The sequence below is a fragment of the Achromobacter kerstersii genome (assembly GCF_902859595.1).
Lineage (GTDB): Bacteria > Pseudomonadota > Gammaproteobacteria > Burkholderiales > Burkholderiaceae_B > Achromobacter > Achromobacter kerstersii.
In genome coordinates this window covers 785,076-809,189 of record NZ_CADIJQ010000001.1, presented here as the reverse complement: position 1 = coordinate 809,189, position 24,114 = coordinate 785,076, and the positions used below count along the sequence as shown (strand labels likewise).

The 24,114-nt window shown below is 58.1% G+C and carries 27 protein-coding genes; 5 read left to right on the top strand and 22 right to left on the bottom strand.

Annotated features, from left to right (window positions below):
- Nucleotides 1–3 precede the first annotated feature (3 nt).
- The 10 genes from HV765_RS03480 to HV765_RS03435 form a co-directional block, all read right to left on the bottom strand.
- Nucleotides 4–771 carry a fumarylacetoacetate hydrolase family protein gene (locus HV765_RS03480; protein ID WP_175168797.1) on the bottom strand — a complete coding sequence of 256 codons (768 nt, stop codon included), beginning with the start codon at nucleotides 769–771 and terminating at the stop codon, nucleotides 4–6.
- Nucleotides 768–1,427, bottom strand: coding sequence for a fumarylacetoacetate hydrolase family protein (locus tag HV765_RS03475; RefSeq protein ID WP_175168796.1), 660 nt, complete (start codon nucleotides 1,425–1,427; stop codon nucleotides 768–770). The genes HV765_RS03480 and HV765_RS03475 overlap by 4 nt, the downstream gene beginning before the upstream one ends.
- Before the next feature lie 36 nt (nucleotides 1,428–1,463).
- Nucleotides 1,464–2,435, bottom strand: a complete 972-nt coding sequence (locus HV765_RS03470; protein WP_175168795.1) for a Bug family tripartite tricarboxylate transporter substrate binding protein — start codon at nucleotides 2,433–2,435, stop codon at nucleotides 1,464–1,466.
- Between the two features lie 70 nt (nucleotides 2,436–2,505).
- A complete protein-coding gene (locus tag HV765_RS03465; protein ID WP_175168794.1) occupies nucleotides 2,506–4,155 on the bottom strand; it encodes an FAD-dependent oxidoreductase in 1,650 nt (549 codons plus the stop codon).
- 170 nt (nucleotides 4,156–4,325) lie between these two features.
- On the bottom strand, nucleotides 4,326–4,499 hold the full coding sequence (locus tag HV765_RS03460) for a hypothetical protein (RefSeq protein ID WP_175168793.1): 174 nt from the start codon (nucleotides 4,497–4,499) through the stop codon (nucleotides 4,326–4,328).
- A gap of 26 nt (nucleotides 4,500–4,525) precedes the next feature.
- Complete coding sequence (locus HV765_RS03455; RefSeq protein ID WP_175168792.1) at nucleotides 4,526–5,110, bottom strand: 3-phenylpropionate/cinnamic acid dioxygenase subunit beta; 585 nt, start codon at nucleotides 5,108–5,110, stop codon at nucleotides 4,526–4,528.
- Nucleotides 5,111–5,126: 16 nt separating this feature from the next.
- Nucleotides 5,127–5,927 carry an SDR family NAD(P)-dependent oxidoreductase gene (locus HV765_RS03450; protein ID WP_175168791.1) on the bottom strand — a complete coding sequence of 267 codons (801 nt, stop codon included), beginning with the start codon at nucleotides 5,925–5,927 and terminating at the stop codon, nucleotides 5,127–5,129.
- The gene (locus HV765_RS03445) at nucleotides 5,924–7,279 is read right to left on the bottom strand and encodes an aromatic ring-hydroxylating oxygenase subunit alpha (RefSeq protein ID WP_254600427.1); all 1,356 of its coding nucleotides are present in this window, start codon (nucleotides 7,277–7,279) and stop codon (nucleotides 5,924–5,926) included. Before HV765_RS03445 ends, HV765_RS03450 begins: the two co-directional genes overlap by 4 nt.
- A gap of 32 nt (nucleotides 7,280–7,311) precedes the next feature.
- Nucleotides 7,312–8,313: a 2Fe-2S iron-sulfur cluster-binding protein gene (locus tag HV765_RS03440; protein ID WP_175168790.1), complete on the bottom strand. Its 1,002-nt coding sequence runs from the start codon at nucleotides 8,311–8,313 to the stop codon at nucleotides 7,312–7,314.
- A 14-nt stretch (nucleotides 8,314–8,327) separates the two neighbouring features.
- Nucleotides 8,328–9,284 carry a Bug family tripartite tricarboxylate transporter substrate binding protein gene (locus tag HV765_RS03435; RefSeq protein WP_254600426.1) on the bottom strand — a complete coding sequence of 319 codons (957 nt, stop codon included), beginning with the start codon at nucleotides 9,282–9,284 and terminating at the stop codon, nucleotides 8,328–8,330.
- 198 nt (nucleotides 9,285–9,482) lie between these two features.
- Here HV765_RS03435 and HV765_RS03430 point away from each other — a divergent pair, with 198 nt between their 5' ends.
- Complete coding sequence (locus tag HV765_RS03430) at nucleotides 9,483–10,277, top strand: IclR family transcriptional regulator (protein ID WP_175168788.1); 795 nt, start codon at nucleotides 9,483–9,485, stop codon at nucleotides 10,275–10,277.
- 5 nt (nucleotides 10,278–10,282) lie between these two features.
- Here the strand turns inward: HV765_RS03430 and HV765_RS03425 are convergent, their stop codons facing one another.
- The 8 genes from HV765_RS03425 to HV765_RS03390 all read right to left on the bottom strand — a co-directional run bounded on the left by HV765_RS03425 (nucleotide 10,283) and on the right by HV765_RS03390 (nucleotide 16,811).
- Nucleotides 10,283–11,200 (bottom strand): LysR family transcriptional regulator, encoded by a 918-nt coding sequence (locus HV765_RS03425; protein ID WP_254600425.1) that lies wholly within the window; start codon nucleotides 11,198–11,200, stop codon nucleotides 10,283–10,285.
- A gap of 253 nt (nucleotides 11,201–11,453) precedes the next feature.
- The gene (locus HV765_RS03420) at nucleotides 11,454–12,317 is read right to left on the bottom strand and encodes a tripartite tricarboxylate transporter substrate binding protein (protein ID WP_175168786.1); all 864 of its coding nucleotides are present in this window, start codon (nucleotides 12,315–12,317) and stop codon (nucleotides 11,454–11,456) included.
- A gap of 183 nt (nucleotides 12,318–12,500) precedes the next feature.
- Nucleotides 12,501–12,821 carry a thioredoxin gene (gene trxA, locus HV765_RS03415; RefSeq protein WP_175168785.1) on the bottom strand — a complete coding sequence of 107 codons (321 nt, stop codon included), beginning with the start codon at nucleotides 12,819–12,821 and terminating at the stop codon, nucleotides 12,501–12,503.
- A 38-nt stretch (nucleotides 12,822–12,859) separates the two neighbouring features.
- The gene (locus HV765_RS03410) at nucleotides 12,860–13,981 is read right to left on the bottom strand and encodes an alkene reductase (protein ID WP_175168784.1); all 1,122 of its coding nucleotides are present in this window, start codon (nucleotides 13,979–13,981) and stop codon (nucleotides 12,860–12,862) included.
- Between the two features lie 74 nt (nucleotides 13,982–14,055).
- Entirely contained in the window at nucleotides 14,056–14,610 is a 555-nt protein-coding gene (locus HV765_RS03405; protein ID WP_175168783.1) for an OsmC family protein, read from the bottom strand.
- Nucleotides 14,611–14,717: 107 nt separating this feature from the next.
- A complete protein-coding gene (locus HV765_RS03400) occupies nucleotides 14,718–15,401 on the bottom strand; it encodes a DsbA family oxidoreductase (RefSeq protein ID WP_175168782.1) in 684 nt (227 codons plus the stop codon).
- 103 nt (nucleotides 15,402–15,504) lie between these two features.
- Nucleotides 15,505–16,068: a TetR/AcrR family transcriptional regulator gene (locus HV765_RS03395; protein WP_175168781.1), complete on the bottom strand. Its 564-nt coding sequence runs from the start codon at nucleotides 16,066–16,068 to the stop codon at nucleotides 15,505–15,507.
- Nucleotides 16,069–16,220: 152 nt separating this feature from the next.
- Complete coding sequence (locus tag HV765_RS03390) at nucleotides 16,221–16,811, bottom strand: TetR/AcrR family transcriptional regulator (protein WP_254600424.1); 591 nt, start codon at nucleotides 16,809–16,811, stop codon at nucleotides 16,221–16,223.
- 169 nt (nucleotides 16,812–16,980) lie between these two features.
- Between HV765_RS03390 and soxC the strand changes: the two genes are divergently transcribed.
- The 3 genes from soxC to HV765_RS03375 all read left to right on the top strand — a co-directional run bounded on the left by soxC (nucleotide 16,981) and on the right by HV765_RS03375 (nucleotide 20,169).
- The gene (gene soxC, locus HV765_RS03385; protein ID WP_175168780.1) at nucleotides 16,981–18,300 is read left to right on the top strand and encodes a sulfite dehydrogenase; all 1,320 of its coding nucleotides are present in this window, start codon (nucleotides 16,981–16,983) and stop codon (nucleotides 18,298–18,300) included.
- On the top strand, nucleotides 18,287–18,862 hold the full coding sequence (locus HV765_RS03380; RefSeq protein ID WP_175168779.1) for a c-type cytochrome: 576 nt from the start codon (nucleotides 18,287–18,289) through the stop codon (nucleotides 18,860–18,862). The genes soxC and HV765_RS03380 overlap by 14 nt, the downstream gene beginning before the upstream one ends.
- Nucleotides 18,863–18,948: 86 nt before the next feature.
- Nucleotides 18,949–20,169 carry a MalY/PatB family protein gene (locus HV765_RS03375; RefSeq protein ID WP_175169487.1) on the top strand — a complete coding sequence of 407 codons (1,221 nt, stop codon included), beginning with the start codon at nucleotides 18,949–18,951 and terminating at the stop codon, nucleotides 20,167–20,169.
- 277 nt (nucleotides 20,170–20,446) lie between these two features.
- On the opposite strand, the gene HV765_RS31690 is transcribed toward HV765_RS03375, so the two are convergent.
- Nucleotides 20,447–21,067, bottom strand: coding sequence for a hypothetical protein (locus HV765_RS31690; protein ID WP_217483365.1), 621 nt, complete (start codon nucleotides 21,065–21,067; stop codon nucleotides 20,447–20,449).
- A 139-nt stretch (nucleotides 21,068–21,206) separates the two neighbouring features.
- Entirely contained in the window at nucleotides 21,207–22,097 is an 891-nt protein-coding gene (locus HV765_RS03365) for an MBL fold metallo-hydrolase (RefSeq protein WP_175168778.1), read from the bottom strand.
- 119 nt (nucleotides 22,098–22,216) lie between these two features.
- On the opposite strand from HV765_RS03365, the gene HV765_RS03360 reads away from it, so the two are divergent.
- A complete protein-coding gene (locus tag HV765_RS03360) occupies nucleotides 22,217–23,191 on the top strand; it encodes a GlxA family transcriptional regulator (RefSeq protein WP_175168777.1) in 975 nt (324 codons plus the stop codon).
- Nucleotides 23,192–23,295: 104 nt separating this feature from the next.
- Here HV765_RS03360 and HV765_RS03355 read toward each other — a convergent pair whose 3' ends face one another.
- Nucleotides 23,296–23,730, bottom strand: coding sequence for a CopD family protein (locus tag HV765_RS03355; RefSeq protein ID WP_175168776.1), 435 nt, complete (start codon nucleotides 23,728–23,730; stop codon nucleotides 23,296–23,298).
- Nucleotides 23,727–24,041, bottom strand: a complete 315-nt coding sequence (locus HV765_RS03350) for a DUF3817 domain-containing protein (protein WP_175168775.1) — start codon at nucleotides 24,039–24,041, stop codon at nucleotides 23,727–23,729. The genes HV765_RS03355 and HV765_RS03350 overlap by 4 nt, the downstream gene beginning before the upstream one ends.
- Between the last annotated feature and the right edge of the window lie 73 nt (nucleotides 24,042–24,114).

Genomic DNA, 24,114 nt, shown 5'->3' with positions numbered 1-24,114 from the left:
TCCTTATCGCCCAAACACTGAATCACCAACAATGGTGTTGGAGAGGGAACCGATCCCCTCGATCTCGCAGACCACCACGTCGCCTTCGTTGACATTCACCACGCCATCCGGAGTGCCGGTCAGAATCACATCGCCCGGATTGAGCGTCATGAAACTGCTGAGGTACTCGATCAGCGTGGGAATGTCGTTAACCATGTTGGCTGTGCTGCCCCGCTGGGTAACCTCGCCATTGACGCGCGTGCTGAGCGCCAAGGCATGCGGATCCGCGACTTCGTCGGCGTCGACCAGCCAGGGGCCAAGCACCGTGCAAGTGTCGCGATTCTTGACACGCAGGTTCGGCCTGTACCAGTTTTCAAGGTAGTCGCGGACGGCGTAGTCATTGGCGACCGTGTAACCCGCAACATGCGCCATGGCATCGGCAGCGTGCACGTTTCTCGCCGACTTGCCGATAACGACCGCGAGCTCGCACTCGTAGTGCATATAGGTGGCGTCCGCTGGGCGGCGCGTCTGGGCCAGATGTCCGACCACAGCGCCAGGCCCCTTGAAAAACGCAAGCGGCTCGTCCTTGCTGGTGACGGTCAGTTCTTTCGCCAGCTCCTTGACGTGGTCGGCGTAGTTCAGCCCCAGCACGATCACGGTGCCGACATCGAATGGCGGTAACCAGACAACGGAGTCTTCGGCCACGACCCGGCCATCGGTCAGTAGCAGCCCACCTGCATGCGGGGTTGCCGTGTGGACGGCACCGGCATAGGCAACGCGCGCGGTTCTCATTGGGTTGTTCCCTCCAGGGTTTGCATACCGTCTGCCGCAAGAGAAAACACCTGCCCGCGGCGCACCAGCGGACCGTCGATGCGGGCCCCCATCAGGAGCACATCTCCCACCGACAAGGTCATGAAGTCCGTCACATCGGCCAGCAAACGGGCGGCCGGACGAACCAGACCTTGCATGGACACCTGCTGGGCGAGTTTGCCCTCGACCCCGACGTCGATCGTCAATGCGTCCGGATCCAGGTCGGTCGCGATCTTTCCGCCCAGCAGGCAGGAGCGGTCACGCGCAACAAACCGCACCGACGGGCGATAAAAAGTGTCGTGGGGGACAATCAGATCCGCCACCAGTAGCAGGCCGCTTACGTAATCCAAGGCCTGTCCGGCGGCTACCCGGCAGGCGGCCCGCCCAATGACCAGCCCGATGGAGGCGCCCACGCGCATTGCCTCCTCGCTCTCCGGAATCAACACGGCTTGACCATCGGGCACAAGCGTGTTGCGCGGCTTCATGTACAGCACCGGTCCTTTCGGTGGCGCTTTGTGGGGGGGCTCGTGCGCTGCGGCCCCGATCTGCTCGAGAGCGGACGGTTGATTCAGCAGCGCACCGTAAACGACGCCGGACAGCCGATATGGCTTCTCGTCGTAGACGGGGAAGAGCGGCATGGAAGCCTCCTGCAAAAGTTGAAAATCTGGACGAAATCAGTCGACCTTGGCACCCGAGGCGCTCACGACTTTCGCCCAACGCTCGCTTTCCGATTCCATATAGCTGGCAAGCTCCTGCGGAGTGCTGGTACGGACCGACATGCCGTCACCCTCGAAGCGTTTGACCACAGCCGGATCGGCAAGCACTTTTACAAGCGCGGCGTTATAGGCCTGGGTAATTTGAACGGGCGTGCCGGGCGCCGCGACCACGCTTTGCCAGGCCACCGCCTCGTAATCCGCAGTGCCCAAAACTGCGGTCTCGCGCACCGTCGGGACATCAGGCAGAGATGCGAGCCGGCGCGTTGACGTAACCGCCAGCACTCGAAGCTTTCCGGCCTTTATCTGCGGCAGCACAGGCGCCAGGTCCGCGAACATCATCGATACCTGACCGCTCAGGAGGTCGTTGAGCGCAGCAGCCGACCCCTTGTACGGCACATGAGTAAGCGATATGCCCGCCGAAGTCTTGAACAACTCACCCGCCAAGTGTTGCGGGCTACCATTGCCAGCCGATCCAAAACTCAATCCGCCCGGGTCCCGCTTAGCCAGCGCCACCAACTCCTGCAAGGTGTTCGCCTGAACTGACGGGCCGACCACTATGGCCAGCGGCACCTCAGCGACCAGCCCCACAGGCGCGAAGTCGCCGGGTCTGTAGGGAAGCGATTTATAAAGACTGCGATTGATGGCAAGCGTAGTGCTAGTTGCCATCAACAAGGTGTTGCCATCGGGTTGCGCGCGCGCAACCGTCTGGGCGCCGATGATGGTGCCTCCGCCCGCACGATTCTCGACCACGATGGATCGGTCCAGTTCTTGGGAAAGACGCTGCGCCACAATGCGCGCCAAAATGTCGGTGGCTCCTCCTGGCGCATAGGGGACGACCAGGGAAATTGGCGGCTGCGCCGCCGCCAGACCGCTTGAGGCGGTCAAGACCCCGGCCCACAACATCCGGGTCAATCTCAACAGAATGCTCATTGTTGTCTCCTTGTTTTTTCTTATGATTAAAAGGTGGGCCAGCCTAGGTGGCTGGCCCGGACTAGCTCAGTCAGGCGGCGCCACCTCGCAACTGGTCTAGCAACGTCCCGCAGTCAGCAGGCAACGTGTCCGCGCGCCAAGCCACGTGCTGGTCAGGACGGGAGATCAGCAACGCATGACGATAGGCCTGCGGCGCCACCCCGGCCGGAATATCCAGCAATGTCAGCGGCAAACCCCGCTCCGCCGCCGCATCTAGCAATGGCCGGACATCGGCGTCTGCATCCAAACGCAGCAAGCAGTAGTCTGGCCCCATGGCGTCATACAACGAGCGTCCGTCCGGCAGAACAAAGTGCGGCGTACGGCAACCCGGCACGGTCGACGGCGTGAAGCTGCCCATCGAATAGCCAGGATGCGATTCGTCGTCGTAAACGATAAGAGGCGATTTATCGTAGAAATAGCCAAAGTTCAGGCCGGCGCAGCAGTACTGCTGGACGTTCAGCTCATAAGCCCTGCGTCCGACTTCCTCGCGGACGGCGCGGCCAGCATCGTCGTGCGCTTCGATGTTCTGCGGAACGATGCGACGCTCGGTCGCCATGGCGTGAGCGTGATCCATCACAAAATGCGAAACCTGGGAAGTGATGGGATGACGCTCAGCCACATGGGCCTCGAGGATTTCCGGGGCGCCCCATCCATTAACCACGGCCGCCAGTTGCCATGCAAGATTGGCGGCATCGGCAATTCCGGCATTCATGCCATAGCCAGCGTAAGGGACCCAGAGATGCGCGGCGTCACCGCAGATGAAGATACGGCGGTCACGGAACCGGTCGGCCACCAGACGGCGCCCAAACCAGTCTTCCTTGTTGATGACTTCGTACTCGAAACTGTCATCCACGCCCAGAATCTGACGAATGCTCCGGTCTCGATTCACAGACTCGAAATCAGGTTCGTCGTCCTTCAGATAGTTGTGGATCAGCCAGAACTCTTTACCATCGATGGCGTACATGTTGCCGCTGCGAATCGGACTGAGCGTGAACGTAGCCCACGCCGGCTCGTGCTTGAACATAGACAGCAGTTTCGGGGCACGAATATACGTGGACTGCACGCGCTGAATAACGGCATCGCCCACCAGGGTCGCGCCGATAGCCGTGCGGATCTGAGAACGGCCGCCATCACAGCCCACGAGATAGTCAGCCTCGAATGTCAGCTCATCGCCCGTAACCAGGTCGCGCGCCTGAACCTGAACGCCTGAGGCATCCTGGCAGACTCCGCTGACCTCCACTCGGTTACGGATGCTCAGGCCTTGCATGGCCTCGGCATGCGCGAACAGAATGGGTTCCAAATAGATCTGGTTTATCCGATGAGGAGGCTCCATCGTCGGCCAATCAGTATCCGGCCCCGGGGCATGCCGGAGGCGGCCGGCCCGGCTCGGAATTGGAATCCTCGTAAGCTCGATGCCGGTGGCGCTGGTGCGATAGGCAACGTCATGCGGATACTCATCGGGAAGCCCTCCCGCACGCACGGCGTCGGCTACGCCTAGACGCCGGAATACCTCCATGGACCGCGCCGACACATGATTGCACTTGACGCTCGGCGCTTCACCGCGCGGACGCTTTTCAATAACCAGTACATCCACCCCGCGTGATGCCAGGTCCATGGCCACCGTCAAACCGACGGGGCCCGACCCCACAACAATCACGTCATGTTTTTGCCTGCCGCCCATAATGATTAATCCATGTGTTTTCGAACGAAGTCAGTTTATGGATGCGTGGCTAGGCATAACAAACGAGACTTTCTTATGTGTTTATAAAAAAATTTAATAAATTTGATGTGCCGGCACCAACCAAGCATTGCAGAACCGCCCCCGTCTTTAACGACGGGAGCGTGCCAAGGCTATTCAGCCAGTCCGACGACCTCTTCGCAATGCAGCAATTCTTCGTCGTCAGGGCAGTCATCAAAACGGACCTGAACCCAGATTCCGTCTCCGATGTTGCCGACAACTTCGGCCTCGCGGCCATCTTTGAGCGCCAGTCGTTGGCCAACGTTCAAGTTGATGAAATTGATCATGAGTAATTTCCAGATTCAGACGAGGCTCAAAAGAACATCGTGAGGTTCTTAGCTAGCAGTACGTTCTGCGGCAAATGAATCTCGCGGCGGACAAGCTTCCAGCCCCCATTCGCTTGGCGAAAGCGATCGTATCGGCGTCCGGTGAAGAGATACTCTTCGTACTCACATCGATTCTGGTACATGAGAAATCGGCTTCGGACATCGATCTCCAGGCCGCTTTTTTGCGTATCGTCTATAGCGGTCAGTTGCACATTGCTGACCATGCGGGACAGACGCGACAAAGGCTCCTCCGCCCAGTGAACCCCCGTCATGATCTGTTCGGCCCGCTTGCTCAGCGTCCACTTTCCTTCGTTGAACCAGCTCATGTGCTCGTCAAGGCGCGTCATCTCATTGCGTTCGTGCATTCCGAACTTGACGTTGAAGTTCATAGGCATGAAATAGACGAGATCGTCGGCCAGCGTCTCGAGCCAATCAGCGAACCGACGAGAATCGAGAAGCTCGCATTCGTCATAAAGGTGCTCTTCAATTTCTGCCTTCAAGGCGTAGTAGCGCGCATCGCGTTCAATCGTGACCGCCTTAAGCTTCTCTGCATCAACCAATTGTTCGTTCATCTCAATGTCCTCTGTTCTACGGCCGGTGTGGAACCGGTCCTCCTTGATGGGAAAAGCATCCAACATCGACGACAGTGCCCGAGATGGCCGCAGCGTCCTCGGAGAGCAGGAAGGCCACCGCTCCCGCCAGGTCCTCACCGGTCGCAGGTCGGCCGGCTACTGTTCCTGGCGCCGGACGACGCTTGAATACGGATTCATCTCCACCAAAGCGGCCTACGCTCATGCCAGACACAATCCCGCCACCGCCTGGGATGGCGACATTGACGCGGATGCGCTCATGGAAATGGTCGTAAGCCATCGCGGACGAAAGCGCCAGCAAGGCACCTTTACTGGCTGCATAGGCAGCCATATTGGGTTTTCCGTAGCCGGCACCCGAGCCGATATTCACAATGGAGCCGCCCCCTTGCTCGCGCATGGTCGGAATGACCTGACGGCTCATCAAGTAGATGCCCCCGATGTTGACCTTCTGAATCCGTTCAAACACCTCAGGTGAGGTATCCATGACGGTTCCCAACGGGCCGATTGCCGCATTGTTGACGAGACCGTCGATGCGCCCGAACCGGTCCAAAGCGCGTCGCGCCACTGCGATGGTGTCCCCTTCGCGCGAAACATCGGCCTCCATGAGTTCGACCTGGCCAGACAGGTTCTCCTCGCTCAGCGCCTGCTCCAATTCACTAAAGCCGACCGCTGTACTCGAGACCTGGGCTTGGCGCAATCCGAAGGCGAGCACCCGATGCCCACGGCGCGCCAGCGACACCGTGATGGACAGGCCGAGCCCGAACGTGCCTCCGGTAACTATGGTGACGGGGCCGCTCATACTGCGAAACTCGCTGGGCCGTTATCATGTTTGCCCAACAGCACATCCCACTCCGCACCGTTCATGTAGTCGCGCCAACGCCGGTAGAACTGCCGCGGGTTTTCCTCACTGACTTGCAGGCTGACGTTGCCCGGAACGGGGCCCTGTGTCGTCACTTTGCCCAGCGATTGTTGATAGTTATAGGGATAACGTTTGGCGATAACGCCTCGGCTTCCGGCAGTCGCGTAATTCCAGTTCTCCATATCGTCCTGCTCGGTCATCCCGGCCGGACCGGAGTAACGCATGTAATAGGTGCGAAGGAAATCTTTGACCTCTTGTGGAGCGTTCGCATCCACTAAAAAGAAGCGCCAAGCTTCGGTCGATTCCGGGCCATGCGGGTGCCAGACACAAAGGCTGCGTGGCTGCTTTCCGTGAAACGAAAGATTGGGGTATATCGTTCCGACGAACGGCACCAAACGGTTGCGCTCTTCACCGAGGCGGCGCTTGCGCTCTTCGTGGCAATGACGGAAATACTCGGCAACCACACGGTTGTTCTGAAAGGTGTCAACAAATGGTGAGTTCTCTGGAAGGATGGCACTGTGCACACCATGACCGGCGGGAAAATTGACCCACAGGTGCTGCGCATACTCCAGCTCGTTGTCGCGCCGTCCTTTCACCCCGACTTCAGCGCTCGGGCCGATACCGATGAGATCGACCGAGCGATGACTGACGTTGTGATAGGTATCGCCCAGAAAATTCTCAGCTGCAAATTTCCAATTGCAGGGGATGATCCATTTGTGGACCCCGACCAGCACTTCGGAGCCACCTTCACTACCATCGCGGTGATCCAGCGCCAAGTCAAGGTGGGTCTTGGCGTCACCGAGATACGTCAGAAAATCGGGTGCATCCTTGTCCCAAGAGGCCCACACCGTGCCTTTGTAGAGCGCCAGCTTTGGAACCTCGATCAATGACCAGTTTTCTTTCTCGAGGCAGTCTGCGTAGATCGCCTTGTACTGCGGCACGCCAAAGAGCTTGCCTTCTGTGGTGTAGCTCCAACTGTGATATGGGCAAGTGAAGAGCTGCGTATTGCCATGGTCGTACTGGCAGACCTTCATGCCTCGATGGCGGCATGAATTCAAGAAGACATGCACCTGCTTCTTCTTGTCTCGCGTAAGGATGACGGATTCGGCCCCCATGCGCGAGGTGTAGTAGTCACCCGGATTAGGAATCTGGCTTTCATGGCCAACAAAGAGCCAGGCCCGCGTAAACACCCTTTCCAGTTCTTCCTGGAAGACATCTTTGTCGGAAAAAATCTCGCGGCTGATGACGCCGCTCTTCGGGTCAACCATGCGGTTGTAGACGGAACTATTCACGTTGCTTTCCTGTTTGCTTGAAAAACGGGGATTTAGTTGAAGCGTTCACACAACATGTCGCGGCGCGACAGGCCGGCGGCTTGCGCCGCCTGGCGGCCGGCTTCAACCATGGCTGGCGGTCCACACAGGTAGACGCGAGTACGCGGATCGGCGTCCAAGGCAGCTATCAGATCCGTCGCATAGCCTTCATGGCAGTCGGAGGTCGGCTCCGCTTCCGCAGCAAGCCGGACTTCCAACTCTGGCCACGCCTCGCGCAAGGCCTCAAGTTCATCGGAGGCAAAGAGGTGGGCGCCGCTGCGCGCACCGATCAAGAGCATGGTCGGAATCGCGCGGGCAGCTTCGTTGTTGGCAAGCGCTGCAAGCATGGCCAAGAATGGCGCGAGGCCGGTTCCTCCCGCCACGAACAAACGCGGCCGGTCTTCGTCTCGCAGAAAGAAACTGCCGTGCGGTTCAGAAATTTCGACGGTGAATCCTGGCGCAGCGGTCTGCTGCAGCCAGGTCGAAAACCATCCACCGTCAACCAGGCGGATGTAAAAGCGCAGATTTTTCTCGCCCGACAGACCAGCCATTGAATAGGAGCGCCATTGCTCCTCACCTTCAGGACGGATTCGTACATATTGACCGGGCTGGAATTCAACGCCCTGCTCAAGCTCGATTTCCAGCATTACGGTTTCCCGCGCAACCTGCTCCAAGGCCTTTACCTTGCCAATCATCGGCGGCGCTTCCTCTGCCATGGCCTCGGCTGCGTCATAGCCAAATTCGACGACACAAGGTCCCGTCACGCGGCTGACGCAACAAAGGATGGCGCCTTCGGCACGGTCGCTGTCCGGCAAGACGGCGCGGTCGTACTTGCCGAGTTCCACCCGTCCCGAAACCAGGCTGGCGACACAGGTTCCGCACTGTCCATTGCTGCAGTCTGTCAATAAACCCAGGCCAGCTTCGGCAGCTGCGTCTACGACTGTCTGCCCAGTTTGCGCCAGGATGCGTCGCGAGGCGCCGTCGGAGAACAACAAAGTAAGGGGCACATTGCTCATGATTTCACTGTCCATCAATCCACTTTGATATTTGCCGCCTTGGCTACATCGGTCCATTTGGCAATGTCGTCAGCGATGCGCCGCTGGAGCGCGGTTCCATCGACATTGCCCACATCCATGCCCAACGGGCGGTACTTTTCGGCGGTATCAGGATCGGCCAGGATGTCTTTCAATGCGGCCTGCAGCGTGCTTACCACCTCATCGGGCGTATTGCGCGGAACGACCAAGCCGGTCCAGACCGGCACGTCGTAGCCGGGCACGCCCGACTCTGCGATGGTCGGCACGTCTGGCAATACCGATGACCGCTGCATTGTCGTCACGGCCAGCGGCTTGAGCTTTCCCGCATTTATCTGCGAGATCGCACCGGCCACATCGACAAAGCCGATATCCACCTCATTGCCGAGCAAAGCAGCAACGAGGGGGCCGGTGCCGCGATAACTGACCTGCACCAGAGACACGCCCGCCTGTCGGGCGTAGTACTCGGCGGCCAACTGGAAGGTGGAAGAGCCCACGCCATGGGTGAGCGCACCATCGGAATTGCGGGTCGCCGCCTTTTTCAGATCGGCAAGCTTCTCGCCCTTGAAGGATGCATTGCCCACGACGACCAGCGGAAACGAACCAAGCAATGCCACCGGTTTGAAGTCTTTTTGCGGGTCGTAGCTCAGCTTGGAATATGTCGCAGGATTGATCGTCAGTGCGCCGCTGGACGCAACGAAGACGGTGTAGCCGTCGGGCGCGGCTCGTGCGACGTAGTCGGCAGCGATGATGGAATTGGCGCCCGCGCGGTTTTCAACGACGAAGCTCTGCTTCAAGCGGGTTTGTAGCTTGGCGGCAATCAGCCTGGCCAAGATGTCGTTCGTGCCGCCGGGAGCGAACCCGACGACAACGCTGACTGGCCGGTTCGGATATTGAGCGGCCGCTTGCGACATCAAAGCCACAGCCAGGGCGCATGCCACCACCACCCTGTTCATACAGAAAATCCTCATTTCTATGTCTCCATTGGGCTTGTTTTGGTTTTGCGAACCTTGTCCGTCTAGCGGACTATAGTCTCATTATACGTACAGAGTTCAATTCGGCAATACCCCTTTCGACGTGGTCTACGCATCGGCTCGCGCCTGTCATGCTCGAGCAGCGGGGTAGACTTGCCACCTGGAAACCGGGAGAACGCATTGAAGGCCGACGAAAGCAGCAGCATCGAAAATGAAGATAAGGGCGAGAAAGGGTCAGATAGTGTCCGTGCCGTCAATCGAGCGCTGGACATCCTTATCGCCTTCAGCCGCCAGGATTCCGAACTAACGGCTACCGAGCTGTTGCAACGGGTAAAGCTCAGCCGTCCGACGCTGTACCGCTTGCTTTACACCCTGGAGACCAGAGGATTCATTACGTCATCAGGGGATCCGCAACGCTTCCGTCTGGGGCCTGCCATCGCACGGCTGTCGCATGTGTGGACCGAGTCCCTGGACATCACAGCCATTGCCGAGCCCATCATGCGGGCACTCTGGCAGGAGACTCAGGAAACCGTTGCCGTGTTTGTCGAGCGCGCGGACATGCGCTTATGCCTAGCCGAACTACCCAGCCCGCAACCGCTCAACTTCAAACGCGGAGTGGGCTATCAGGAGCGGATCGCGGTGGGCGCAACCGGCCGCGCCATCCTGGCTTTCAAAGCCGATGCTCAAGAGAGGTTGGATGATTACCTGCGCGGGCTGGACGTGGATCGCCAAGCCTTTGTGCAAAGCCTGGCGGAGACACGCAAGCAGGGATATGCCGTCAGCCGCAATGAGTTGATTGTCGGGGCGGTCGCAGTGGCTGCGCCCTTCTTTGACCGCAAAGGTGTCGCCGGTTCAATAGGCCTGTTCGGCCCCGCGACGCGATTGGACGAAAGCGCGGTCAAGGCCCTTGGCAAGCGCGTCATGCAAAGCGCCGGCGCGCTTTCCCGCGAACTCGGACTGGGCGACTCGCACTAGCCCAGTCAACCCAGCGCGCTGCGCGCCAGCATGTCCGCAAACGCCTGGGCCGACGGGGACATGAGGCGACTCTCTTTACGCACCACGGCCAACACGCGAGGCACGACAGGACGTATCAACCGGCGAGCAACGAGATCGGCGTAGTGCGTGGAATGCACAATGGAGTAGGGTACCACCGCCACGCCCAGCCCATTGGCGGCCATGGCCAATGCAGTCGTCAGCAAGGAGACCTCATAAGCAATGTTGAGCTGCACGTCCGCCGCCACAACAGCGCGATCAATCGCGCTCCGCACGCCGTAACCTGGCTGCACGACAATCAAAGGCATGCCCGACAATTGCTTCCAACTCATAGGCCGGTGCGTCGGAAAGAACAGGCCAGTTGCTACAGCACACAAGGTGTCGTCGAGGATTACCTGCTGCTCGAGACCTGGCACAGAGCCTTCGAGTGACCCGATACCGAAGTCAACATGCTCGCTCAAGACGCGGTCCGTGAATTCAGCCGGAGCGCAATCATTGATAGACACGATCACCTGCGGATGTGAATTCAAGAATTGCCGGATCGCACTGGGCAGGAGAGTTTGCGCAATGGTGGACGTGGCGGCAATGCGCACACGGCCGCGCCGCGCCTGCGCCAGATCCTGCATGCAATCGCCCAATGCCGCCAGCTCGGCAAGCGCTCGTTGGGCATACGCGATCGCCTCGACGGCTGCCGCAGTGCGACGCAACGAGCGCGTGGTTCGATCAAACAGGCGCACACCCAGCTTTTCTTCCAGATCTTTCAACAGTAGCGACACGGCCGGCTGCGTCAGGCCAAGCGCTTCGCCAGCGGCAGAAAGGCTGCCGGTTTGATACACAGCCATGAACGCCCGAAGCTGGCGAATCGAAGGCGTTTCCCGAAGCGAAATGTTGGCTTGATAAGGCATGGAAGTACTCAGATTGAACAAGACCATTTTATCGAGGACTGACCGCTCCCGAGTAACAAACGGCCGGCAGCGCCGCCGTTATCGAATACCGCCCCCGTCGTTCAGAGCACATGAGACCGAACCACGCGGCGACGAATGCCGCCGCGTATGCCTATTGCTTGCCTAACCCAGCATCCTTGATGATGCCTGCATTCCTGTCCGAATCCTCTTGGATGCTGGCCGCGAACTCGCTGGGAGACCCTCCGGTAGCCACCTAGCCCATCTCGGCCAGGCGCGCCTGGAACAGGGGATCAGCGATAACCTCGTTGACCGATTTGGACAAGGCGTCGACCGTCTCCTGGGGAACCTTTGCAGGCAGAAATAGTCCGAACGCAGAGATCAAGTCCGCGCTCGGGTAGCCCTGCTCGGCGAGCGTCGGCACACCTGCCAGACTGGGCAAGCGTCCGGGTCCTGAAACCGCCAGGGCTGTCAGCTTGCCCTCGTTGATGCTCTGCACCACGGTCGCGTTAATGTTCATGACCAGCAGCTCAAACTGCCCGCCTATTGCATCCGTCAACAGTTGGCCGCCGCCTTTATACGGCACGACGGTGATATCGATGCCGGCAGACTTGTGGAGCTCGTGAAAGATCAGTGTTCCCAGCGAGACCGAGCCCGAGTTGCCTGCACGAACCATGCCCGCCTTGGCTTTGGCCGCCGCGACCATCTCCTGAATGTTCTTTACCCTCAGCGCAGGCGTGGTCACCAGTACGGCCGGCGAATACATCACGACCATCAGAGGCGTGATGGCGTCCAGCGCAAACGGCAGCCTTTGCACATGAGGCGTGATCGAAAACGGGCTGACGGCTGCGAAGCCAATCGTGTTGCCATCGGGCTGCGCACGCGCCAGCGTCTGCATTGCAATGATGCCTTCGGCGCCGGCCCGGTTCTCCACGACGACGGACCGGCCCAGCTCTCGGCCGTATTCGCCGTACAACACGATCATCGACACAGCCGCGACCTTCAGTGCATTCAGCAGTTGGGAATCCGTGGCGGCATTCACTTTCACAACTCGAACCTGTCCACCAAGATCTGCAGCAGCCCTTTCGACTGCGGGCCTCACGTTGTGCAGAGCGAGCACCAGGGCGCTCCGATGCAAAGCAGAATCGGAACGGTGCTGGAGCGTGCCAAGCGATTAAATTCCGTGGCATCCAGCTCCTCTACTTTCCCGACCCAAGATGGCACGGTCATGTTCATCGCCTCACCTTTTCAACAGGCAGCTGGCCTCGCTGAGGCCGGCGCCTGGCTATGTGACTAACGCGTCTTATACGAATGCAGCGAGTTCCGCACGCAACGCCTGCTTGGGCATCGCCCCAAGGAGTTCTTTGGCGACATTCCCGTCCACGAATACCTTTAATGACGGGATGGACCGTACGCCATATCGCCGCGCCAGTTCGGGATGCTCGTCGATGTCGACCTTGACCACCTGCAGCTTGCCAGCGAGTTCGTCGGAAATCTCTTCCAATGAAGGGGCGATTGCTCGGCAAGGCGGGCACCAGGGCGCCCAGAAATCGACCAAGACTGGCGTCTTGCTCTGAATGACATCAACTTCGAAATCACTAGTGGTTGTGTTACGGGTAGCCATGTGGAACCTCCATAAAACGCGATTGCTTAATGCACTGATTAGTTGACTGCAGCGCGACTTCCGCTGGACTCGAACGTCGGGTAATCCGTGTAGCCCTTGGCTCCGATCACGCCGTAGAAGGTGGACCGGTCAGGCTCTGCGAGCGGCCAGCCGTTCTTCATACGCTCCACCAGATCGGGGTTAGCGATGTACGCCGTGCCGAAAGCGATCAGATCAAGCTCGCCTTTCGCAAGCTCTGCGTCGGCCAGATCCTTGGTGAAGCCGCCGGCGCCGATCAGCGTTCCCCGGTAGGCCTTGCGGAAGGCAGCACCAAAGCCGGCGGGCGTACCCGCGGCCGAAATAGTCGTCTGATAGTTCAAGTGGACGAATGCCAAAGTCCTTTCATTGAATGCCCCAGCCATGCTCGCCCACGCTTCTTCCTCGCCTTCAAAGGCCTCCATGTCATAGATTCGGCCGAACGGCGAAACGCGCACACCCACCTTCTTGCCGCCGATCGCATCCGCCAGTGCATCAAGCGTCTCCAGCAAGAAGCGTTGGCGATTGGCGATCGAGCCGCCGTATTTGTCGGTGCGGGTGTTCATTGCGCTACTCAGAAACTGATCAAACAAGAAGGCGTTGGCCGCCATCACTTCGACCCCGTCGAAACCTGCCTCCATGGCGCGGCGCGCCGAGGCAACAAAGTCCTGGATGACACGACCGACCTCAGCTGTGGAAAGCGCACGCGGCTTGCTTGGCAAGACTGGACCTTCTTTGCCCGGCTCGACCCATGCATACACCATGGTCGACGTCGCCGGCTCCTCGCCTGAAGACACCGGCGCGCCATTTCCCGGCTGAGTCGAATAGTGGGAGAGACGGCCGACGTGCCAAAGCTGGGCGAAGATCTTGCCGCCCTTCTCATGCACGGCGTCAGTCACCTTGCGCCACCCTTGCATCTGCTCGTCGGTATACAGGCTGGGCGTATACAGATAGCCGCGGCCTTCCTCTGAGACTGGCAGTCCTTCCGTGATGATCAGGCCTGCCGACGCTCGCTGCGCGTAATAGAGGGCAGTAAGGTCGTTAGGGATGTTCTCCGGCGTCCGGGTCCGTGTCATAGGAGCCATGACGACACGGTTGGCCAGTTGCAGACCCGATAGGTCGTAGGGGGTAAAAAGCTTGCTCATAATGCGTTTCTCGATTGGGATGCGCCACCGTTCGGAGCTGCGGATTGCAATGCAATGTGTAAGGCCGTCTGGCCTTATCCTTCCAGGACTTCCAATGCGGAGACCACCCGAATGGCCTTGGAAAAGTTGGCACGGTTTACCGAGGTTTTAGTCACCACCTCGTGAAGTTCCTCCAGACGCTCGCGCGTGGCGTCGGCGTGCAAGCGAACGACGTAGCTCACTTCGTCGTAGCCGGGGTTCACGTTTTCATCCAATCCAAGAAACCCACGTAGATCCAACTCGCCGTCGGTCTCAATTTCCAGGCTGTGCACAGTGATGCCCATCGCCGCGGCGTTGACCACGTAACCCACAGTCAAGCAGGCATTAAGCGCTGCCATTAGCAGCTCCTGCGGATTCGGCGCGGAGTTCTGGCCGAGCAACTCGTTCGGTTCATCAGCTGCAATTTCAAAGTTTCGTTCGTACTTCACGCCGCTGAGCGAATAGTGGTTGACCGTTGCGACTGAACGAGTCTGGCCGGCCCATTTCGTCTTGACGTTGAAGCGGGCATTGCGCTTGGAAGCATCCTCGGCTACGCCTTTTGCGAACTGCTGCAGCGCGGCGACGTCGATACCATTGGGCTTGTTGGTCATATCAGGATTCCTTTTGTGATTACGCGTGTATGCGCGCGGGGTCTCGCGGTGCCGCAAGGCTGCCGCTGGATTCGGTGGTTTGATGAAATAAAAGAAATAGGGGTTACTCAGTGGGAACAGCTATCGATGCAGCAGCTTTCACCATCTCCGGCAGCCGCCATTGCTTCGGGCGCCTCGCGTGCGACATCCAAAATCGCCCGCTCGAGTACGCCAACTTCTTGGGCGCCAGACACAAAGACGCTGCTGTTGAACAAAAACAAGGGAACACCGTTGGCAATACGGCTCGCCCCACTCTCGTCGCGTTGAATCTCGGCGGCGATACGAGCCGACGCCAGGTCAAATGTCATGTCGACAACGCCAACTTCTTTGGCCATGGAAAGCAGCACATCCCGGTCAAAGATATCGAGTCCATCCGTGGTGACAGCCTTGTACAGACGCTCCATCATTCGCTGAGCGACCAATGGCTCGTCGATGCGCTTGATCAGCGCGTGCGCTGCCGTCGTGTCTCCAAAACGCATGGTGTCGAAGTTGTAGACGAGCCCTTCCCCAAGCCCGTTAGCGCGAACGGCCGCCATCATCCGGTCCGCGGCCGCGGCACCGCCAAGCTTCTGGTGCAGGGCACTCTTGTAGTCCATCGGAAGCACGCCCCTGCCAAGACGATATGCTCGGTTGGTCACCACGACCTGGACCTGGTCGGCCAGCAACGTGACGGCCTTTTCAAAGCGCTTCTTTGCGATCCAGCACCACGGACATACAAAGTCGGACCACACTTCCACGTTCACTGTTTTCATCGATATCTCCGTCAAACCGAATAAGCACACTACCATGTAGTAGGTAGGTTTTCAGGTTAAAAAAATGTGCTGCCGCTCCCCTTTCGGAGAGCATCGCAGCGCCTCAAGCGTGTTGGGCAATTACCTGAATGACACTCGGACTCAGCGGGGCGTCTTCCCTGGTGGCCCAGTTGATGAAACAGGAACCCTCCAGAAGGCTCAAAAGTAAAAACGCCTTTGCCTTGGCTCCGCTGCCCTCGGGAATATCTTCAAGCTTGATGCCCTCGTTCAATATCCGGGTCAGCCAAGTCAACTGCATGTCAAAAAATTGATGCGTTAGCCGCTGCAGATTGGGCGGTAATGCAGACATCTCTGCCGCAAGCGCTCCACAAAGCGGTAGAAGGCCACCTTCTACACTAGACCTGAAAATCATAAAGAAGCTCTCCAGACGGCCGATGACATGACGGTGCTGCGCCTCGATCCGATCGAGTTCGATCCGCACACGGGCAATGTAAGTCTGCACAATCACTTCCCCTAAGTCTTCCTTGGTCGGGAAATGATGGTGGATGCTTGCCTTGCGGATGCCTACCGCTTCAGCAAGATCAGCGTAGCTGAACGCGGTATAGCCTCGGGTACGCATCAGGTTTTCGGCGGTTTGAAGCAGAGCCTCACGTGTGCCGGCAGCCATGTCTTTTCCTTGTTCAATGATTGCATTTATCTAATACTACCTACTAGTTGGTAGACTGTCAACACATGGTGGACGAAAAACCACGCTCCGTCCCAACGCCTGACGTGACCCGCAAATAATTCATGGCACTCAAGCACCGTAACCGCTCAAGACTAAGGGCGGGTACTCACGGCGGCCAAGATGGACTCGAAGGTGTCGTTCGTTTGGCGTATGGAAGATGCTGACGTCGGGTCGATCCACAGATAGCTGTAGTAGTACATACCTAACAACGCCTTGAGTCGAAAACGGGAATATGGAACGAAGACACCATTCTTCCCGCCCTCAATTAGGGTTTCCTTCCAAATCCCCTCGTAGCCGGCATGTAGAGCAAGAACCCCTTGGCGCCTGTCCTCAGCCAGGGAAATCGTCTCGCGAAAGCACACGGCAAGTTCGTCTCGATGCGCACCGATCACCGAGATAAGCTCGCTGCCCAATCTACGCAACCGCATAGCGGGATCAGGCTCCTCTGCTTTGGAGAGCTTCGCCAGGTGCAGCAGCTTCGTCATGTACTGGCGACAGATCTCTTCCAGCAGATCGTCTTTGCTAGTGAAGTAGTGATAGAAGGCACCCCGGCTCAGTTCAAGGGCGGCGCATAGCTCATTCATTCCGACCGCGTGAAATCCCCGTCTTGCGTACAGGGCGGCAGCGCCCTTGAGGATGCGGTCGCGATTAGCAGGATGTTCCTCAGTTTTTTTGCTGGCCACTGCCTATTCCACCCGTGTTCAACGTGATAAAGATCGGACAATTGTATCTTCCGCGGTACTAGGCTCCGTTTCCGATTCCCTGTATGCTCGTCACGAAACAGACCGACCGATCGGTCGGCCCCACCAAGCAACCATGACGGCTGAACGAAGGCACCAATGGGGAGGAAGCATGGACAGTTCTGAAGAAGAGCAAAAGGACGCACTTAATCCATTTGTTGGCGGGGTGGGTGGCCGACGGCAGTTCCTGACCCGAGGCACCGCCATAGCAACATCCTTGGCAACACTAGGGTTAGCAGACTCGGCTTTGGCACAAACGGCACCATCAATTACGGCAGCACCCGCCAACGATAACCTTCCACCCAATGTGCCGAAATGGTCCAAGTCGCTGGGCGCACCGACTGCAACGCCTTACGGCGTACCTTCAAAATTCGAGGCCAAGGCAATAAGAAACTTGTACCCAGGACTGAAAGAGCCGATGTCCGCCTACAGCACCACGCCTTTGCAGGAGCTGGACGGCATCATCACCCCTAACGGTCTGTTCTATGAGCGACATCACGCGGGCGTGCCGGAGATCGACCCGCAACAGCACCGTTTGATGATTCACGGTCTGGTTAAGAACCCCATGATCTTTGATATGGCGGAACTGCGGCAGTTTCCCAGCGAAAGCCACATCTACTTTCTGGAATGCTCCGGCAATCCCAGTTTTCTTCCGCCGTACGGAAAAACCGCGGCTGAAGTCACTGGTTTGGTCAGCTGTGCGCAATGGACGGGCGTGCGCCTGAAAACGCTACTGGATCACGCTGGGCTTGCTTCAAAGGCGAAGTGGGTTGTGGCCGAAGGCGCAGACGGGGCGGGCATGACGCGAAGCATCCCCATAGAGAAGTGCTTGGATGATGTGCTCGTGGCCTTTAGTCAAAACGGCGAACGGTTGCGGCCCGAACAGGGCTACCCGATAAGACTATTCGTGCCAGGCTTTGAGGGAAACATGAGCATCAAATGGCTCAGGCGTCTGCATGTCACTGATCAGCCAGGGCACACCAGGGAAGAAACCGCCAAGTACACGGACCTGATGGCTGATGGGCGAGCGCGAGAGTTCTCCTTCGTGATGGAGTGCAAATCCATCATCACATTCCCCTCCGGCTCGCAACGATTGACGCGCAAAGGAACGCACGAGATGCGCGGCATCGCCTGGAGCGGCCGGGGCAAGATCACGGGTGTCGATGTCTCAATCGACGGGGGCAATAACTGGTCCACTGCAATCTTGCAAGAGCCAGTCCTATCCAAGGCACTTACTTCGTTTCGGGCGCCGTTCGACTGGGATGGAAAGGAACTGATGCTGATGAGCAGGGCAATCGACGAGACTGGCTACGTCCAGCCAACGTTAACTCAACTCATCGCGGTACGAGGAAAGTTCTCCTTCTATCACAACAATGCAATACAACCCTGGCGCATTTCCGCAAGTGGGGAGGTCACAAATGGCCGCGCATAATGCAATCACAAGCACCGTCGCCTTTTGTGTGGGCGCGCTGATCGCTCCCGCTTTTGGACAGGGCAGTTTAGAGGGCCTGGGTCGACATCTCACCAAAGAAGAACTTGCAGGATGGAACATCGACATCCTGCCCGACGGCACGGGTTTGCCCCCGGGCCAAGGAACGGTTCTGCAAGGCCAAGCCGTATACCAGGCGCAATGCCTGGCGTGCCATGGAGCAAATCTGGAAGGAGGCCTTGGGCCGGCTTTAGCCGGCGGCGTCGGCAGTTTGACGACCGACAAGCCGCTTAAGACGATCGGCAGCTATTGGCCATACTCCACCACCCTGTTCGACTACATCCGCCGCGCGATGCCGTTCCAGGCGCCTCAATCGCTTTCAAATGAAGACGTATACAGCGTCACAGCATATCTATTGCACAAGAACGATATCCTGCCTGCGGCGGCAACCCTGGGCGCCGACAACCTGGCCGGGATCAAGATGCCTAACCGCGGCAATTTCTATGTCGATGACCGCCCAGACGTCAAAGTGGACAGATGCATGAAAGACTGCCTTTCCGAGTAGCACCACCACCATTACTTCACACGACGCATCATTTGCACACGACACCCCAAGTCAAGAGGATTGCCACAGTGAGTATCAACGCCGCCATGTCCGCAAGGGAATTTCAGAACGTAGTTGAGGAATACGATTTTGATGAGATCGTCGACCGCAAGAGCAGCAACTCGATGAAGTGGGGAGGGATGCAGCAGTTCTTGTCTGACGATGAAGCCAAGGCCGAGCCATTACCCATGTGGGTTGCCGATTCAGACTTCAAAGCGCCGAGGCCGGTGCTGGACGCCCTGCACCAGGCGGTTGAACATGGCGTGTTCGGCTACCCCAACGGCGCCCCAAGGTCATATCTGGAGTCAGTCATCAACTGGCAGGGCAAGCGATTTGGTTGGAATGTGGACGCGGAATGGATCGTACAGACGCCGGGCATCATCACGTCGATAAAGATCGCCATCCAGGCTTTCTCTGCGCCTGGCGATTCAGTACTTATCCAGCCGCCGGTCTACGCCCATTTTCATGACGATGTATTGCTTAACGGGCGTCTGCTCGCATATGCCCCGTTGACTCGGACAGACTCAGGATATGTGTTCGACGAGAAAGTGTTTGAAGCCGCCATCCAGGACAACACGAAAATATTCATCCTGAGCAATCCGCACAATCCCACGGGGAACGTGTGGAACGAAGCTGATCTCCGTACGATGGGAGAAATATGTTTGCGGCGCGGAGTGCTGGTGATCGCCGACGAAATTCACCAGGACTTGATCATGAATCCCACGATGTCACACACGCCGTTTGCGTCCCTGTCCCCGGACTTTGCAGAACGGAGCATTACCTGCACCGCGCCAAGCAAAACGTTCAACCTTCCTGGCCTGCAAAGCGCAAACCTGTTCATACCGAATGCCAAGCTGCGTGATGAGTTCATCAGGCAATACGATCGCAATATGTTCCCGCTGGTCAACACGCTTGGCATGGTTGCCGCGGAAGCGGCCTACACGCACGGCGAACCGTGGCTTGAACGGATGCTCGCGTACGTCCGCTGCAACCAGCAGCACTTTGCGCACCGCGTCAATAGTTCAACCGCGAAGGTCAAAGTGCTTCCCGCAGATTCGCTTTATCTTGCATGGATGGACTGCCGATCCTTGGGAATGAACGCCGAAGAACTCAAAAAGTTCATGCTGATCAAGGCCCGCCTGTGGTTAGACAAAGGCCAAAAGTTTGGTGCTGAAGGCCATGGGTACATGCGTGTCAACCTCGGATGTCCGCGTTCGACTGTGGATGAGGCGTTCAATCGTCTTGCCACCGCGTTAGACAGCCTATGAAGACTGACTACTAGCCGGCCGCGTACTTCGACGTCCTTACGATAGGGGCTGTTCGTCAAAGCGTCTGCACGAAGGTGTGAATGCACATTCGAACGTCGCAGGTCGGTCCTCGCCTAGGGGATCGTCCGCCTAGGGGCCGAACTCGGATTTTCCTCCAGCGTCTGTTTTCGGCCAGGAGCCGTCGACGACCACTGATTTCTAATTGACAGCCTCAGGCTGATTGCTGTCGGTCGGGCTTGACAAACGAATGTGCGTAGTTCGATCGCTCAAGGGGCCGCTATACCAAGGAGACCGGTCGCTCGGCCAGCATCGGCAGCCGATGCGCTACGAGCAACCGCTCAGCACAGGACATCTCGAGAGCTCTGCACTCTGCGCGGCCGGGTTGCTCCGCGATCTGATTGAAAGCTTTTCCGCGACGATATTGCAGTCCCCGAATCGACCTAAAGGCGCGCAAGGTGCGCTGCTTGTAGATGATTCGAAAAGCCGTTTTCGGCTTCGCACCGCCAGGTCGCCCACAGCTTGCAGTCGTACCCATCCGTGCCCATGTCGAGTCCAGCGCCAGCCTGTTCGGAGCAGGCATGACGTACCTGTTGTGCCCGGGAAAAAGCATCATCTCTACGACATGCTGGAAGTCGATCGCCAGAAAAGCGAACTGCACCTTCTGGACCTCGTCCGCCACGTAGATACCGAACAAGTCGCTGACCACGATGGCGTCCGGGAAGCCTAGCATGGCCCTGGCCTGAGTTTCTGTTGCCCCCCGGTGGCAGGCGATCAGGTGCAAGGGGCCTTGCGCCTTTTTGAGCAAATCGGTGCGTTCGAGGTCTCGCAAGAACGGTCGCCCGACCATCTCGCGGGCCGAGGTGACCGTGAATGCAGCCGGGATGGCGTGCACGATCACGCCGATATCCGACCTGCGGTTCCGGCAGATCGTCCTTGGTTTGCTGACCGCGTCGGGTTTGATGCTGACATCGGGCCTGTTGGCGTTCGCAAAAGCATGATCCCTCGCATGGCCCAAAGCCTTGTAAAGCCGTAATCGCTCAGAACTTCAGAACTTCACCATCTTCCGGAATCCGCACACGATCCTGGATGCCATGCTGCTCCACATGGTCCTTCAGTTGCTTGCGGCTTAGCGTCATATGGTTGATCGCGTCCATATGCGTTGCCACGATAATCGCCTTCGGCATGGCTCGATAAGCGTGCAGCACATCGTCCTTGCCCATGATGATGGAGCCCGTGTAGCCAACCACACGAGCATCGCCCGTGTTCATCACAATTACATCGGGCTTGAACTTCGCCAGGGCCTGGTCGACACCATTACGCCAGACCGTATCCCCCACGACATAAACCGTTTTCTCACCGGGTGCCTGGAAGACGATGCCCATTGCTTCGCCCAGCATCGTAGCCAATGGCTTGACAGCGTACATTTCATCCGTTCCATGCTGGCCGCCGACCTTGGTCAGTTGCACGCCCTTGAACGCGGTTCCAGCCCCCAGAATCCGGACATTGGTATAGCCCTGGCCGCGAATCAGTTTGGCGTCGGCTTCATCCTGCACGAACAAGGGAATATATTTCGGAATGAACGAATGGGCGCCGCCGTCCCAATGGTCAAGGTGGGTATGGCTCACGATCACCGCGTCCACCCCCTTCAAGACGTCTTCCGCCGACATGGGTAATTCAACGAGCGGGTTGCGCAATTCGCTGTGGAAGGTTCCTTCAAACCCGGGATACTCGCCCTTCTTTGCCAGAAAAGGATCCACCAGGAAGGTCTTTCCCGCATAGTTGATCTTTGCGGTAGCGTTGCGGATCTGTTGTATCTGCACAGTTGACTTGTCGATAGTTGTATCGGCATTTTCGGCCGCATGGGCTGTGACGTTTGCCGCGCCCAGGGCGAAAGAAAGGGCTAGCCCGATGGTCTTGAGTCGTTGCATGTGTTGCTCCGTAGCGATATGAGTCGGTAGCAACAGTGTGACTGGCGAGCTCCTTTTGCAATATTGACCCAAATGCCAATTAGCGATAATTTCGGGCCAAACCCGGGATTTATTCAGCCATGCACACAAAACTGCCAGTCGTCGCCCTGGTCGCCTATCCAAGCTTCAGCCCGTTCCACTTCTCCGTGCCGTACATGGTTTTTGGCTCGGAACTGCCTGAGGGTCGCTTGTTCGACCTGAAGATCGTGTCATCCGACGCGCAACCGCTGGCAGCCGAACGTGCGCTGAGCGTGCAGCCCGACGGTGGCCTGGATTTGATGGAAACGGCGGACATCGTGGTCGTGCCCGGCTGGCACGACCTGGACGCGCGTCCCGACAAGGCCTTGATGCACGCGCTTGTCCGCGCGCATGCACGAGGGGCGCATATCGTCGGACTTTGCTACGGGGCTTACGTGCTCGCCTATGCGGGCCTACTCGACGGCAAGGGCGCCTCGACACACTGGATGGCCGAAAAAGACTTCTGTGTGCGTTTCCCGCGCGTAAGGCTCGACATGAACGCCCTGTATGTCGACGAGGACCGATTGATCACCTCGGCCGGCACGGGCGCCGGGCTGGACTGTTGCCTGTATATCGTGCGCGCCTACTACGGGCCGAAGATCGCCAACAAGGTTGCGCGAACCATGGTCATACCGCCACATCGCGAGGGCGGGCAGGCCCAGTTCATCGAACACCCAATGGCGGAATCCACGCAGGATTCTCAAGTCAATCGGCTGCTTGATTACCTGCGGGAAAATCTGGGAGAGCAGCACAGCATCGATGAACTGGCGGCAAGAGCAGCGACGAGTCGCCGGACGTTCACCCGTCGTTTTCATAAAGCGACGGGCATGACTGTCGGTGACTGGCTCATCAACGAGCGCTTGCAACGAACGCGCGAGCTTTTGGAAACGACGTCTATGCCGATCGAGAAAGTTTCGGAATTGGCGGGTTTTCAAACTCCGTTGTCATTGCGTCAGCACTTCAAAAAGCGCTTCCAGGTAAGCCCTAGAGATTGGCGAAAGTCCTTTGGACAGAGCACGTCGATCGAATCCGGCTAACTGAGTCGCTACGCCTTCACGATCGCCTCGCTGACTGCGGTGAAAACCTCATTGATCTCACTCCCAGTCACTCAGAGACATTTCGTGGAGAAATGCCCACTCGGTCACAGGCTGAGAGGCTTGACCGTGACGAGCACAGCAATAGTCGCCAGGCCCGTGGCAACAAGAATCGGGCTGGCTTCGTGCCATGCCGAGCTAGATACAGCATCTCCGTCAGTCCGCGCCCTGATCGCAGCCCGCAATACGCCATGCAGGCCGGACAGCGCTACGACAATCGAGATCTTTCCGAGCAGCCAGCCGTGGCCCATCCGCCCGGCCATTAGGGCCAGGGACAGTCCGAGTCCCCAGCTTACAAACATGGCGGGTACGGTCACGTAGCGATCCCATCGAAGAACGGCGCGGCCGATGCTCTTCTCGTGAGGAAGAACGACACCCCCCACTCTCACCCAGCCCGATATCACGACTGCGAGGACCATGAGCCCGCCAGCGAACAATAAGACGGCGATCAGATGAAGGCTCTTGAGCGATAGATACATCATCGAAGCGACCACCAGCTGTAGATGCCACCAAACGGCAGGCAAGCCGCAAGCATGAGCTTGCCGCCCGTCCGCCAGTGGATGGTTCCCTCGCCGATCGACTGAGCCACGCTCCATCCAAAAGCGAGAAAAACGAATCCATGGATGGGGCCGAGAACAGAGACACCAAACGGATAACCTGCCAGATGTTTCAACGGCACTGCAACGAATAACAGGGCCAGGAGAGTCGCAGTCTCCGCCAGACAGAAAAGACGGAGCTGCGTAATACGGGAGCGAGAGGTAGCCCGCTGAGCATCTTGGGTACGTGAGTTCATGGTTAGATTTTTTCAAAAACTCACATTGCTGAAAATCGGCAGTAATGACAATATTCGACTGTTTCTCGCCAAT